The sequence below is a fragment of the Mycolicibacterium sp. HS_4_1 genome, assembly GCF_054515875.1.
On the sequence record NZ_CM137261.1, the window covers coordinates 2377935 to 2390417 of the forward strand.

Genomic DNA, 12483 nt, shown 5'->3' on the forward strand with positions numbered 1-12483 from the left:
CGGGCCCGATAACGGGGCGCAGGGACAGCCGTGGCGAGCGTCGGCTGACGGTAAGGGGCCTGACCCGGCCCCGGGTTCCGAGCCGAGCTTCACGCCGGAACCCGAGCTGAATCCCGAGCTGGAATTTCAGCCGAGTCCGGAGCCGGAAGCCCCCCACGGCTCTGTTCGCTGGCAGGACCCCGCCACAGCCAAACCGCGCGAGCCGAGCGTCGCCGAGGCCCGGGCCCGGGACAAGGCGCAGAAGGCCCGGGAAGCCGAAGAAGAGATCGAGCGGGTGAAAGCCGAGAAGGCCCGCAAGCGCGCGGCCACCGGCAAGAAGGTGCTCATCGGTTCGGCCGTCGGCGTCGGCGTGGTGGCGGTCGTCGCGGCCGGCTACGCGATCTTCCACGATGACGACCAGATGAGTGCCTCGTGCGTCAAGGACGGCACCAATGAAGTGGTTCCGGACAGCTACTGCGACAGTGGGCGCAGTTCAGGCGGCAGCACGTTCTTCTACGCCGGATCGTCGTACCGCTATTACTACGGCGGCTCCAACAGTGGTATCGGCACCATCGCGCATGGCGGCACCCTGACCCTGCCGAAAGGTACTACGGCCACAACGAAATCCGGCACATCGATATCCAAGGGCGGCTCATCGGTTTCGCGCGGCGGCTTCGGCTCGTCGAGCCACGGAAGTTCGGGCAGCTGATGAGGCGCGAACACAGCACCCCGAGGCCGGGGTGGCAGCAGATCATCGCCAAGCAGGGCATGTGTTTCGACACGCCCGCGGTCAACGCGAACGGCGGTATGCGCCCGTACTGGGACGAGTCGGTGCACTACGTATTCGACATGGACGAGGTGCTCTCGATCGAGGCGTCGGTCGAGGTGCTGCATTCCATGTGCCTGGAGGCGGTCGAGCAGGTGGTGCTGACCGAGCGCTACCGCGACTTCGGGCTCCCGGAATGGAGCTGGGCACACATCGAAAAGTCTTGGCGACGTAGCGATCCGCATCTGTACGGCCGCTTCGACCTGCGTTACGACGGCCGCCGGCCGCCGGTGCTGCTGGAGTACAACGCCGACACTCCGACGTCGCTGCTGGAGGCGTCGATCCTGCAGTGGTACTGGAAGACCGACGTCTTCCCGAACGACGATCAGTGGAACTCGCTGCACGAGAAGCTCGTCGAACGGTGGAAGGAAATCCGGGATCGATTGCCCGGCAACGAAACCCACTTCACCTGGTCATCCGCCGACACCAGCGGTGAGGACAACGTGACGCTGGCCTACCTGCAGGAGTGCGCCGCCGAGGCCGGGCTGCACACTGTGGGCCTGGCCATCGAGCAGCTGGGCTGGGACCGGGACCTCAAGCGCTTCGTCGACCTGGAAGAGGCGCCGATCTCGACGCTGTTCAAGCTCTACCCGTGGGAATGGGTGCTCGACGACGAATTCGGCCGCTACGCAGTCGAATCCCTGCCGGAAACCATGTGGGTTGAGCCGCTGTGGAAGTCGTTACTGAGCAACAAGGCCATTCTGGCGGTGCTGTGGGAGATGTATCCGGGGCACCCGAACCTGCTGCCGGCATATGTCGACGACCCACACGAGCTCACCGAATACGTCCGCAAGCCGAAGCTCGGCCGCGAGGGGGCGAACGTGACGATCGTCGGCGCCGGATACGAAACGCAGACCGGCGGCGTGTACGGCGAAGAAGGATACGTGTACCAGTTACTCGATCCGCTACCGCAGTTCGACGACATGCGTCCCGCCCTGGGCGCCTGGATCGTCGGCGACGAATCGGCCGGACTCGGTATCCGGGAGACCTCGGGCCTGGTCACCGACAATGGCGCAGCCTTTGTGCCCCACCGCATCCCGCAGTGACCGGAAGGAAACGAACGTCATGACCCTGACCGCTCTAGGAACCGGCTATTGGTCGATTGTCGGGCACGGCGCCACGGCCATCGCGATGTACGCCATCGTCGGCGTCGCGCTGATGATCCTCGGCTTCTTCGTGATCGACTGGACCACACCTGGACCGCTGCGCCAACTGGTGCGCACCGGCCACCCGAACGCCGCTGCCGTGGCGGCCTCGGGCGTGGTGTCGATGGCCTTCATCGTGGTGTTGGCGATCTACAGTTCGTCTGGAGACCTGAACGCCGGGCTGCTCAAGACCTTGGTGTTCGGCCTGGTCGGCATTGCGGCGCAAGCGCTTTCGGTGCGCCTCATCGGGTTCGTCAAGGGGCTCGACATCGGGGCCATGCTCGCGGAAGAGAAGTTCACGCCGGTCGTGCTCGATGTCGCGGCGTCGTACCTGGCGTTCGGCTTGATCGTCGCCGCGGCGATCCTGTGATCCACTAGTCGGGTGGCAGGAGGGTGATCAGCGTACGGCGGAACTCGCGGCGCTGACCCTCGGTGAGGTCGGCCAACAGGGCGTCGTCCGCGGCGCGGATGCCGGCGACGGTCTTGCCCAGCAAGGTGCGCCCGGCCCGGGTCAGTTCGGTGGGCCGCGATCTTCCGGCTGCGACGGTCGACGGTCGCGTGATGAGGTCGCGCTCCTGAAGCGCGCGCACCACGATGTTCATGGCTTGCGGTGACACCCCGATGAAGCGGGCCATCTCGGCATTGGACATGCCGGGCTGGTTGTCCACGATGCGCAGGCACACGAACTGTGGGAAGGTCAGGCCCAGTGGTTCGAGTACGTCGGCTGTGATGGTGCCGCGCAGCGCGGTGGCGATGCGGTTCAGCAGATAGCCCAGGGGAGCGTCCTCAACGTCGTCGAACATGTCAACTATATTGACATGTATCAACGCCGTTGATAAACCGGAGGTATGACCGGATCAACTGATGAAATGTTCGAAGCCGCATACCGCGGTGAGGCCCCCGAGATGGGAGCCCGCCCGCCGTGGAGCATCGGAGTGCCGCAGCCCGAGATCGCCGCGCTCATCGACGCCGGCAAGGTGCACGGCGACGTGCTCGATGCCGGATGTGGCGAAGCCGCCACCGCGATCTACCTGGCTGAGCGCGGCTTCACCACGGTGGGCCTGGACCAGTCGCCGACCGCCATCGAACTGGCCCGCGCCGAAGCCGCAAAACGCGGCGCGCACAGCGCCAGCTTCGAAGTGGCCGACATCAGTGACTTCACCGGATACGACGGGCGCTTCGGCACCATCATCGACAGCACCCTTTTTCACTCCATGCCGGTCGAGCTGCGCGACGGCTACCAGCGCTCGATCGTGCGGGCCGCAGCTTCCGGCGCCACCTACATCGTTCTCGTCTTCGACCGCGGCGGTATGCCCGCCGGCCCGGCGAACCCGGTGACCGAACAGGAGCTGCGTGAGGTGGTCGGCAAGTACTGGGTGATCGACGACATCTCACCGGCCCGCATCCACGGCAACATGCCCGAGAGTTTCGGCGCGTCGGGATCACCCGGTGCCGGTTTCGCCGACGTCGACGTCAGGGACGAGCCGAGCGGCCTCAAGTCGGTTCGCGCTTGGCTGTTGCAGGCGCACCTGGGGTAGCCGGCCGGGTAGCCGGGTCTGTCCATCGGGTTCCACCCTCCTTGCCTCCGGCCCGATCGTCATGAGGCAGGATGGAGCCGCTGCCGATCGCCGGGGCAGCTGTGACGTGTGGGGACCGAAGGAGTCTGATGGCCAGCCCAGACAACGAGGCAGACAATGGTGGCCAGGGTGTGATCCGGCCGGGCTATACACGAGTACTGCTCAAGCTCGGTGGCGAGATGTTCGGCGGCGGTGCGGTGGGTCTGGACCCCGACGTCGTGGCTCTGGTCGCCCGGCAGATCGCCGAGGTGGTACGCGGCGGTGTGCAGGTCGCCGTGGTCATCGGCGGCGGCAACTTCTTCCGCGGCGCGCAGCTGCAGCAGCGCGGCATGGAGCGGACGCGCAGTGACTACATGGGCATGCTCGGCACCGTGATGAACAGCCTTGCGCTGCAAGACTTCCTGGAGAAGGAAGGCATCGACACCCGCGTGCAGACCGCCATCACCATGGGACAGGTCGCCGAGCCCTATATTCCGTTGCGGGCGCGCCGGCACCTGGAGAAGGGGCGTGTCGTCATCTTCGGTGCCGGCATGGGGCTGCCCTACTTCTCCACCGACACCACCGCCGCGCAGCGTGCGCTGGAGATCGGTGCAGAGGTGGTCCTGATGGCCAAGGCCGTCGACGGTGTCTTCACCGCAGACCCGCGTGAGGTTCCCGACGCCCAGATGATCGCCACCATCACCCATCGTGAGGTGTTGGAACGCGACCTGAAGGTCGCCGATGCCACCGCGTTCAGCCTGTGCATGGACAATGGCATGCCGATGCTGGTCTTCAATCTGCTGACTGAAGGCAATATCGCACGCGCGGTCGCGGGTGAGAAGATCGGAACGCTGGTCGCCAGCTCGAGCTGGGTGGCCGGGCGAGCGGGAGCGACGGGAGATAACAAGTGATCGAGGAAACCCTCTTCGATGCCGAAGAGAAGATGGACAAGGCCGTATCGGTGGCCCGTGACGACCTGGGGTCGATCCGCACCGGCCGGGCCAACCCGGGCATGTTCAACCGGATCAACATCGAGTACTACGGCTCGATGACGCCCATCACCCAGCTGGCGAGCATCAACGTCCCCGAGGCGCGCTTGGTGGTCATCAAGCCCTATGAGGCCAATCAGCTCAAGGCCATCGAGGACTCCATCCGGAACTCGGACCTCGGCGTCAACCCGAGCAACGACGGCAGCGTCATCCGCATCTCCATCCCGCAGCTGACCGAGGAACGCCGCCGGGAACTGGTCAAGCAGGCCAAGGGTAAGGGCGAGGACGCCAAGGTGTCGGTGCGCAACATCCGTCGTAAGGCGATGGACGAGCTGTCCCGGATCAAGAAGGACGGCGAGGCCGGCGAGGACGAGGTCGCGCGCGCCGAAAAGGATCTGGACAAGACCACCGCCACCTACACCTCTCAGATCGACGACCTGGTGAAGCACAAGGAAGGCGAGCTGCTGGAGGTCTAGAACCTCCCAGCCGTGACTTTCGTGACCACCGATACCGCTCCGACCGGGGAGCCCAAGAAGACATCGCGCGCCGGCCGCAACCTGCCCGCGGCAATCTCCGTCGGCGTTGTCCTCGGCGGCACCGTCATCGCGACGTTGTTGTGGGCCCCGCAGCTGTGGGTGGCGCTGGTGGCCCTGGCCGTCGCGTTGGCCACCCACGAAGTGGTGCGGCGGCTGCGTGAAGGCGGCTACGCCGTCCCGGTGATTCCGCTGTTGATCGGTGGCCAGGCGATGATCTGGCTGACCTGGCCGTACCGGGAAGCCGGTGCGCTCGGTGCGTTCGGCGCCACGGTGGCGTTGTGCATGATCTGGCGGCTGCTGTCGGGCGGTCTGAAAGCCGCGCCGGTCAATTACACGCGTGATGTCTCGGTGACGGTTTTCCTGGCCGCCTGGGTGCCGCTGTTCGGCGCTTTCACGGCGCTGCTGATCCACCCCAACCAAGGCGGCTACCACGAAGGTGCCATGCAGGTGTTCTGCATGATGCTGGGCGTCGTGGCCTCGGATATCGGTGGTTACACGGCCGGCGTGCTGTTCGGTAAACACCCGATGGTGCCGGCGATCAGCCCGAAGAAGTCCTGGGAGGGCTTCAGCGGGTCGCTGTTGTTCAGCATCATCGTCTCGGTGCTGTCGGTGCATTTCCTGGCCGGCAGGCCGCTGTGGGTCGGTGTGCCGCTCGGCATCATGCTCGTCATCACCGGCACCCTGGGTGACCTGGTGGAGTCGCAGGTCAAGCGAGACCTCGCGATCAAGGACATGGGCACTCTGCTGCCTGGTCACGGCGGTCTGATGGACCGGATCGACTCGATTCTGCCGTCGGCCGTGGCGGCGTGGCTGGTGCTGGAGTTGCTGGCCTGACGGTCCGCGCCACAGCTCGCGAGTTGAGCCAACAGGCCAGCGCGCCGAGCGCGAGGCCGACCACCACACCCAGATCGGGCCTCTGGCCCAGCAGCAGCCAGGACAACACACCCGCAATCGCGGGGATCACGGCGAACAGCATGGCCACCGCGGCGGCGCCGTAGCGATCGATGGCTCGCACGTACAGCGTCATGCACAGGGTGGCGTTGAGCAGCACGACGGCGCCGACCGCCAAGACGGCGGTGTGCGGGTTGATAACGGTCCACGGCATGACGGCAGCCAGGATCGCCACCGGAATCAGCGATGCCGTGTTCTGCAGCGCCGCGGTGGCGCGGAAATCCACTCCGCGGCAGAACCGCTGCTGGTAGACGCCGCCCGAGGCCAGCGCCAGCAGCGAGACGACCAGCAGCACGATCACCGCGTCGACCCCACCGACCATGAGTAGTCGCTGGGCACACGCCGCGAGCACTGCCAGCGCCCCCAGGACCAGAGCGACGACACGCATGGCCGTCAGCCGTTCCCCCAGGAACACAGCAGCGAGTAGGGCGGTCGCGACGGGGTTCATCGAGATGACCACGGCGCCCAGCACCGCCGGCGCGCCGTGCATCAGTGCCAGATACAAGCAGATGAATTGCACGGCCTGGGTGAGCAGACCGCTGATGACGACGTGCACCAGCCGGGTGCCAGTGGGCCATTTCACACGCGCCGCCAGTGCCCATGTGGTCAGGATGGCGGCCGCCAGACCGAAGCGGAACACCAGTGTCGCCATGGGCGACAGGGACGAAACGGCAAGGGCGCCAATGGGATAACCCAACGCGTAGATGAAGGCCAGGAGTGACGCGGGGCGGGGTGGCATGGCGCCATGGTGACCGGTTACGGCTGCCCCGTCCAACGATTTTCGGCTGTGATTTCTCTTGCGGGGTCCGGTCGATGCGATACTGGAGCCCGTTATGGCCGTTTCCCTTCCTCTGGTTTTCGATGCGCCGCGGCGCGGCATGCCGCCGCGCCATCTGGCCGATCTCGATGCCGACGGCCGCGTCTCGGCCGTCGCCGAGCTGGGGCTGCCCAAATTCCGCGCCAAGCAGCTGGCCAACCAGTACTACGGCCGCCTCATCGCTGATCCGCGGGAGATGACGGACCTGCCCGCCGCGGTGCGGACGCAGGTGGCTGACGCGCTGTTCCCCGAACTGATCACCCCGGCTCGTCAGGTGCAGTGCGATGCGGGGGAGACCCGCAAGACGCTGTGGCGTGCGGTGGACGGCACGACGTTCGAGTCGGTGTTGATGCGCTATCCGCAGCGCAACACCGTCTGCATCTCGTCGCAGGCCGGTTGCGGCATGGCCTGCCCGTTCTGCGCCACCGGCCAGGGCGGTCTGAAGCGGAACCTCTCGACGGCCGAAATCCTGGAGCAAGTGCGGGCGGCGTCGGCCGCGATGCGCAATGAGCATGACGGCCGGCTGTCCAACATCGTCTTCATGGGCATGGGGGAGCCGCTGGCCAACTACAACCGCGTGGTGGCGGCCGTCCGAAGAATCACTGCATCACCTCCTGACGGTTTCGGGATCGGCGCCCGGTCGGTGACGGTCTCGACCGTCGGCCTGGCCCCGGCGATCCGTAAGCTCGCCGACGAGAAGCTGGGTGTCACGCTCGCCTTGTCGCTGCACACTCCGGACGACGAACTGCGTGACACCCTGGTGCCGGTGAACAACCGGTGGAAGGTCTCCGAAGTCCTTGACGCCGCACGGTATTACGCCGACGTGACCGGCCGGCGGGTGTCGGTGGAGTACGCGCTGATCCGCGATGTCAATGATCAGCCTTGGCGGGCCGATCTCTTGGGCAAGAAGCTGCACAAAGCGCTCGGTTCGCTGGTGCACGTGAACCTGATTCCGTTGAACCCCACCCCGGGCAGCGAGTGGGACGCGAGCCCGAAACCCGTCGAGCGCGAATTCGTGCGCCGGGTGCAGGCCGCGGGCGTGTCATGCACGGTACGTGATACTCGCGGGCGGGAAATCGCTGCTGCCTGTGGACAATTGGCGGCCGAGGGCTGAGACCGGTCAGCGCAGGCCGACGGCGTGGCGCAGCTGCGCCAGCAACTGCTCGGTGTCGTCGCTCGGGACGAGGTAGTGCGACACCGCGATCCGGATGGCGGTCGCGGCCTTCAATTCGGCATTCGGCCCCGAGAGCAGCTTCTGCAACCGGCTCCGCATGATCGGGACGACGTTGGGCAGCTGCGCCAGCACGGCCTCCGGCTCGATGTCGATGACTCGCACCCCTGAGTAGGTCTTCTGATATTGCACGATGAATCGCAGTGCGGCATCGAGCTTTTCGTTGCCCCGCAGCCCTTCGGTGGCGGCGGTCATGCCGTCGACGAACAAGTCGCGCTCGTACCGCCCGAACGACTCGAGCAGCGCCTCCTTGGAAGCGAACCAGCGGTACAGCGTGGGGCGCGAGACGCCGGCCTGCATGGCGACCTCGGACAGGCTGAGCTTGGTTTGTCCCTGACGGGCAAGCACTTCCGCCGTCGCCACCAGGATGCGGCTGGGGGTCGAGGCATCCTCGACGGAGCCGTTCTGGGCGCTCGCGGTACTGTCCACGAAACCGATGGTACTACTCGGTAACTTAGTCGACGGTTCCGGTGAGGCCGAGCTCGTCCAGCGCCTTTCGAGTGGAATCTGCCAGTGCCGCTTTGGTGTTCGACTCGCCCGGCTCCCATGCGGTGACCGTCACGATGATCGACGTCGGTGTCTGGCACAGCACCAGGAACAGGTGGCCGTTCAGGCGCTCGAGGTCCACCGGCGTCAGTCCCGGCTCGACCAGGCGGGCGTGGAAATTGTCGGCGTCGGTGCCGTCGGGCCGGTTGAACGCGGCGGGGAACAGGCCGAGATTCGAGCAGCCGATGGGCTTGCCGACCTTGAGCACCATCTTCTCCAGGCGTCGCACCGCGAACTTCGGCACCAGGGGGGTGAGCGGCAGCGGTGTGAGCATCATCCGGGTCCACTCGTCGACACCGGCCAGTTCGCGCTTGATGTCGCCCCGCAACTCGCTCAGGTCGGTGCTGACCTTCTCCGGGTCGGCCATCACGGTGATGGTGCTGAGCGCGTTGCCCCGGGTGTCACCTTCGGTCCGGATGTTGACCGGGAACGAGAGCATGGCCTTTCCGTCCTCTCCCAACCGTCCCACGACCTGGCCGACCTGTGCGGCCAGCGCGGCGAACATGACGTTGCTGGTGCCGCCAAGGGCTTTGGCGCGCTGGTGCCACTCCTCGATCTCGACATGGACGGTGACGAACGGCGGCGTCACCGGCGTGGTGATCCCGCTGGAGACGGGTGCTTTCACCGATTTTGCCGACGCGGCCAGGTCGCCTTTCTGGTCACGGGCGATCTTCACGGCCCCGACCACCGCCTTGAACCAACTGGGTACCGAGCGCACCGTCTGGCGGAGGTCTTCGCGCAGCGCCTCGCGCCGGGGCCGGGCGCCGGGTGCCGGGTAGCCGAGGTCGCGGGGTTCGCCCTCGACCGCTTCGGTGACGGCTTCGGCGATGGCCAGGCCGTCACCGACGGTGTGCGACACCACGAGCGACACGGCGGCACCGCCGCCTTCGAGCGGCTGCACCCCGAGGTGCCAGGGCGGGCCGTGTTCCGGGTCGACCGGTTGGTATGCGCGTTCGTTGATCCAGTCGTCCAGCTCGGCGACAGGCCGCGTCTCGGTGGCGATGTCGAGATCGATCGGTCCGGTCGAGCGGACCCACCGGTGCCGTCCGAACGGCAATGGCGACCGTTCGATCCGCCGGCCCAGCAGTCCGCCGGATCCCAAGTTGCGGTGTAGGCGACGCAGTCCATCGAGATCAAGGGGATGTTCGTAGATCCAGGTGTACTGGATGAGCGGACCGCGGCCCAGCGCCCGTAAGCCGGTGAATGAGGCTTGATCGCCCAAGTCGATCGTGTTGTCGGCGACGGTCATGTCGCGAATGTTACCCAGCCCACAATTTTCTGCTGCGCGAGCCTGTGGGTTGTCTGGGCGGCCGCCGATCTCGCGAATCGGTTCGATGGGTCTGGCGCGCTATGATGGATTGCGAATTTCGTCAATCCATCAATTAAGGGTGTGGTAATGGTCGACAGCGTGCTCGATGGCCCCGAACGGCCGCTGTACGAGATCAAGGCGAATCTCTTCAAGTCGCTGGCGCATCCGGCTCGCATCAGGGTGCTGGAGATTTTGTCGACCTCCGATGGCCCGACTCCGGTGAGCGACATCCTCGCGGCCAGTGACATCGAACCGACGCTGCTCTCACAGCATCTGGCCGTGCTCAAACGCCATCACGTCGTCACCAGGTATCGGACCGGCAACGCGGTGCACTACACGCTGGCGCATCCGAAGATCGCCGAACTGCTGCTCATCGCACGCACTTTCCTCGCCGATACCCTTGCCGCCCAACGCGATCAGCTCGATGCTGTCGGCTCGCTGCCGCCGATCGGGACCAACCGATGATCAATATCGCCGCCGACCGGATCGCTCGGTTGCTGCCATCGGCCAAGGACTATGCCGGCCTCAGCCGTTCGTGGCGGCGTGATGTCCTTGCCGGGGTGACGGTCGGGGTGGTGGCCTTGCCCCTCGCATTGGCGTTCGGCATCAGTTCGGGTGTCGGTGCGGCGGCCGGGCTGGTCACCGCGGTCGTTGCGGGATTGGTGGCCGCGGTATTCGGCGGCTCGCACGTGCAGGTGTCGGGGCCGACCGGGGCCATGACGGTGGTGCTGGCGCCGATCGTGGCCCAATACGGACTGGGCAGCATCGCCGTGGTGACCATCTTGGCCGGGGTCATCGTCGTGGTGGCTGGTGTCACCGGCGTCGGGCGTGCGGTGACGTTCATCCCGTGGCCGGTGATCGAGGGTTTCACCCTGGGTATTGCCGTCATCATTTTTCTGCAGCAGGTCCCGGCCGCGTTCGGGCAGTCGGTGCCTGCCGGACGGTCCCCGCTGGCTGCCGCAGGCGTGGTTGTCTCGCACATCGAGATGGGCGTGGCGCGGCCGGCGCTCCTCGTCACCGCGCTGGTGGCGGCGCTGATGATCGGGCTGCCCCGGCTGCACCCCGCTGTGCCCGCATCGTTGGTGGCCGTCGTGGTGGCGACCGTGGTGGTGGCGGGTACCGGATTGAGCGCGATTCGGATCGGGGCGCTGCCGTCGCGGTTGCCCGCTCCCGTGTTGCCACACGCCGATCTGGCGGTGCTGCACTCTCTGTTCGGCGCGGCACTGGCGATCGCGGCGCTGGCCGCAATCGAGTCGCTGCTGTCAGCGCGGGTGGCGGCGACGATGTCCTCGACCGGCCCCTACGACCCCAACCGGGAACTGGTGGGGCAGGGCCTGGCTTCGGTCGCCTCCGGGTTGTTCGGCGGCATGCCGGCCACTGGAGCCATAGCCCGCACCGCTGTCAATGTGCGCTCGGGTGCGCGGACTCGCGTCGCGGCGATCGTGCACTCGGTGGTGCTCCTCGCCGTGGTGTATCTGATCAGCCGACTGGTCGGGACGATCCCGCTGGCGGCGCTCTCGGCGGTGTTGATGGTGACGGCGTGCCGGATGATCGCACCCCACACGGTCACCCGGATTCTGCGATCCACACGTTCGGACGCGCTGACTTTCCTGCTGACCGTGACCGTCACCGTCTGTTTCGATCTGATCGAGGCCGTCGAGATCGGCATTGCCGCGACGGCACTGTTCGCGTTGCGCGCGCTGGCCCAACGCAGCAGCGTCACGCGCGAGGACCTGCCGGGGCCGTACCTGCCCGGCGACGAGCACATCGCGTTGCTGCGGCTCGACGGCGCCATGTTCTTCGGTGCGGCCGAACGGATCTCAACCGCCATCACCGATGGCAACCATCCCGATACGTCGGTCGTCATCATTCGGCTGTCTCAGCTCGGCATGCTCGACGCCACCGGTGCGCACACCCTGACCCAGATCGTCGAAGACCTTGAGACCCAGGGAATCACGGTGATCATCAAGGGCGTCCGGCCCGAGCATCGCGAACTCCTTGCGGGGGTCGGCATCATCGATTCCTTACGGCATGAGAACCACCTCATCGACACGCTGGACGATGCCATCGCCCATGCCCGCAGCCACGCCGGCAAGTAACGCCTATCTAGGCAAAGGAAACCCGATATGAGCCTGACCGACCACGCGCACCTCAGCGATGACCTCACCGTCGACGCCACTGCCATCCACCGCATCATCGGCGAACCTGTCAAAAGCCCCGCCGTGGAACAGAAGTCGTCCGAGGTGTGCCCAGGCTCGGGCATGCTCGTGATCACGCGCGGCCCTGGTCCCGCCGGACAGTTCCTGCTGGGGGACGAAGTCGTCGCCGCGGGCCGAAATCCCGACAGCGCTGTGTTTCTCGACGATGTCACGGTCAGCCGCCAGCATGCCGAGATTCGTTGGCTCGACGACGAATACTGGATCATCGACGCCGGCAGCCTGAACGGCACCTACGTCAATGGGAGCCAGATCCAGTCCCTCCCGCTGACCAGCGGCGACCAGATCCAGATCGGCAAGTTCCGGCTGACCTTCACCTGTCAGTCGCAGGGCCGCTGAGTACGGACCTGTTCGCGCTGTATCGCCATCCGCGCCGTACATA

At 66.2% G+C, this 12483-nt stretch carries 15 protein-coding genes; 11 read left to right on the forward strand and 4 right to left on the reverse strand.

Features of this window, described 5'->3' with window-relative positions:
• Nucleotides 1–118 precede the first annotated feature (118 nt).
• Genes ACX12F_RS11300 through ACX12F_RS11310 form a run of 3 tightly spaced genes read left to right on the forward strand, consistent with a single transcriptional unit; the run spans nt 119 to nt 2320 of the window.
• Nucleotides 119–688, forward strand: coding sequence for a hypothetical protein (locus tag ACX12F_RS11300; protein WP_459370314.1), 570 nt, complete (start codon nt 119–121; stop codon nt 686–688).
• Nucleotides 688–1851 (forward strand): glutathionylspermidine synthase family protein, encoded by a 1164-nt coding sequence (locus ACX12F_RS11305; RefSeq protein WP_459369643.1) that lies wholly within the window; start codon nt 688–690, stop codon nt 1849–1851. Before ACX12F_RS11300 ends, ACX12F_RS11305 begins: the two co-directional genes overlap by 1 nt.
• A gap of 19 nt (nt 1852–1870) precedes the next feature.
• Nucleotides 1871–2320, forward strand: a complete 450-nt coding sequence (locus tag ACX12F_RS11310; RefSeq protein WP_459369644.1) for a DUF350 domain-containing protein — start codon at nt 1871–1873, stop codon at nt 2318–2320.
• A 4-nt stretch (nt 2321–2324) separates the two neighbouring features.
• On the opposite strand, the gene ACX12F_RS11315 is transcribed toward ACX12F_RS11310, so the two are convergent.
• Entirely contained in the window at nt 2325–2753 is a 429-nt protein-coding gene (locus ACX12F_RS11315; protein WP_459369645.1) for a MarR family winged helix-turn-helix transcriptional regulator, read from the reverse strand.
• 45 nt (nt 2754–2798) lie between these two features.
• Here ACX12F_RS11315 and ACX12F_RS11320 point away from each other — a divergent pair, with 45 nt between their 5' ends.
• From ACX12F_RS11320 to ACX12F_RS11335, 4 genes are all read left to right on the forward strand, one after another.
• The gene (locus tag ACX12F_RS11320; protein ID WP_459369646.1) at nt 2799–3488 is read left to right on the forward strand and encodes a class I SAM-dependent methyltransferase; all 690 of its coding nucleotides are present in this window, start codon (nt 2799–2801) and stop codon (nt 3486–3488) included.
• Nucleotides 3489–3616: 128 nt separating this feature from the next.
• Nucleotides 3617–4417: a UMP kinase gene (gene pyrH / locus ACX12F_RS11325; protein ID WP_459369647.1), complete on the forward strand. Its 801-nt coding sequence runs from the start codon at nt 3617–3619 to the stop codon at nt 4415–4417.
• Nucleotides 4414–4971, forward strand: a complete 558-nt coding sequence (gene frr, locus ACX12F_RS11330) for a ribosome recycling factor (RefSeq protein WP_459369648.1) — start codon at nt 4414–4416, stop codon at nt 4969–4971. Before pyrH ends, frr begins: the two co-directional genes overlap by 4 nt.
• 21 nt (nt 4972–4992) lie before the next feature.
• A complete protein-coding gene (locus ACX12F_RS11335; protein WP_459370315.1) occupies nt 4993–5865 on the forward strand; it encodes a phosphatidate cytidylyltransferase in 873 nt (290 codons plus the stop codon).
• Here the strand turns inward: ACX12F_RS11335 and ACX12F_RS11340 are convergent.
• Nucleotides 5756–6721 (reverse strand): DMT family transporter, encoded by a 966-nt coding sequence (locus tag ACX12F_RS11340; RefSeq protein WP_459369649.1) that lies wholly within the window; start codon nt 6719–6721, stop codon nt 5756–5758. The two genes, ACX12F_RS11335 and ACX12F_RS11340, sit on opposite strands and share 110 nt — an antisense overlap.
• A gap of 94 nt (nt 6722–6815) precedes the next feature.
• Between ACX12F_RS11340 and rlmN the strand changes: the two genes are divergently transcribed.
• Nucleotides 6816–7913: a dual-specificity RNA methyltransferase RlmN gene (gene rlmN, locus ACX12F_RS11345; RefSeq protein ID WP_459369650.1), complete on the forward strand. Its 1098-nt coding sequence runs from the start codon at nt 6816–6818 to the stop codon at nt 7911–7913.
• 6 nt (nt 7914–7919) lie between these two features.
• On the opposite strand, the gene ACX12F_RS11350 is transcribed toward rlmN, so the two are convergent.
• Both ACX12F_RS11350 and ACX12F_RS11355 read right to left on the reverse strand, forming a co-directional pair.
• Entirely contained in the window at nt 7920–8459 is a 540-nt protein-coding gene (locus ACX12F_RS11350) for a TetR/AcrR family transcriptional regulator (protein WP_459369651.1), read from the reverse strand.
• Nucleotides 8460–8484: 25 nt separating this feature from the next.
• Nucleotides 8485–9825, reverse strand: a complete 1341-nt coding sequence (locus ACX12F_RS11355; protein WP_459369652.1) for a wax ester/triacylglycerol synthase domain-containing protein — start codon at nt 9823–9825, stop codon at nt 8485–8487.
• Nucleotides 9826–9972: 147 nt separating this feature from the next.
• On the opposite strand from ACX12F_RS11355, the gene ACX12F_RS11360 reads away from it, so the two are divergent.
• From ACX12F_RS11360 to ACX12F_RS11370, 3 genes are read left to right on the forward strand one after another with little or no spacing between them, the layout of a single operon-like run.
• Nucleotides 9973–10350 (forward strand): ArsR/SmtB family transcription factor, encoded by a 378-nt coding sequence (locus ACX12F_RS11360; RefSeq protein ID WP_459369653.1) that lies wholly within the window; start codon nt 9973–9975, stop codon nt 10348–10350.
• Nucleotides 10347–11984 (forward strand): SulP family inorganic anion transporter, encoded by a 1638-nt coding sequence (locus ACX12F_RS11365; RefSeq protein WP_459369654.1) that lies wholly within the window; start codon nt 10347–10349, stop codon nt 11982–11984. Before ACX12F_RS11360 ends, ACX12F_RS11365 begins: the two co-directional genes overlap by 4 nt.
• 27 nt (nt 11985–12011) lie before the next feature.
• Nucleotides 12012–12440, forward strand: a complete 429-nt coding sequence (locus ACX12F_RS11370; protein ID WP_459369655.1) for an FHA domain-containing protein — start codon at nt 12012–12014, stop codon at nt 12438–12440.
• Nucleotides 12441–12483 lie beyond the last annotated feature (43 nt).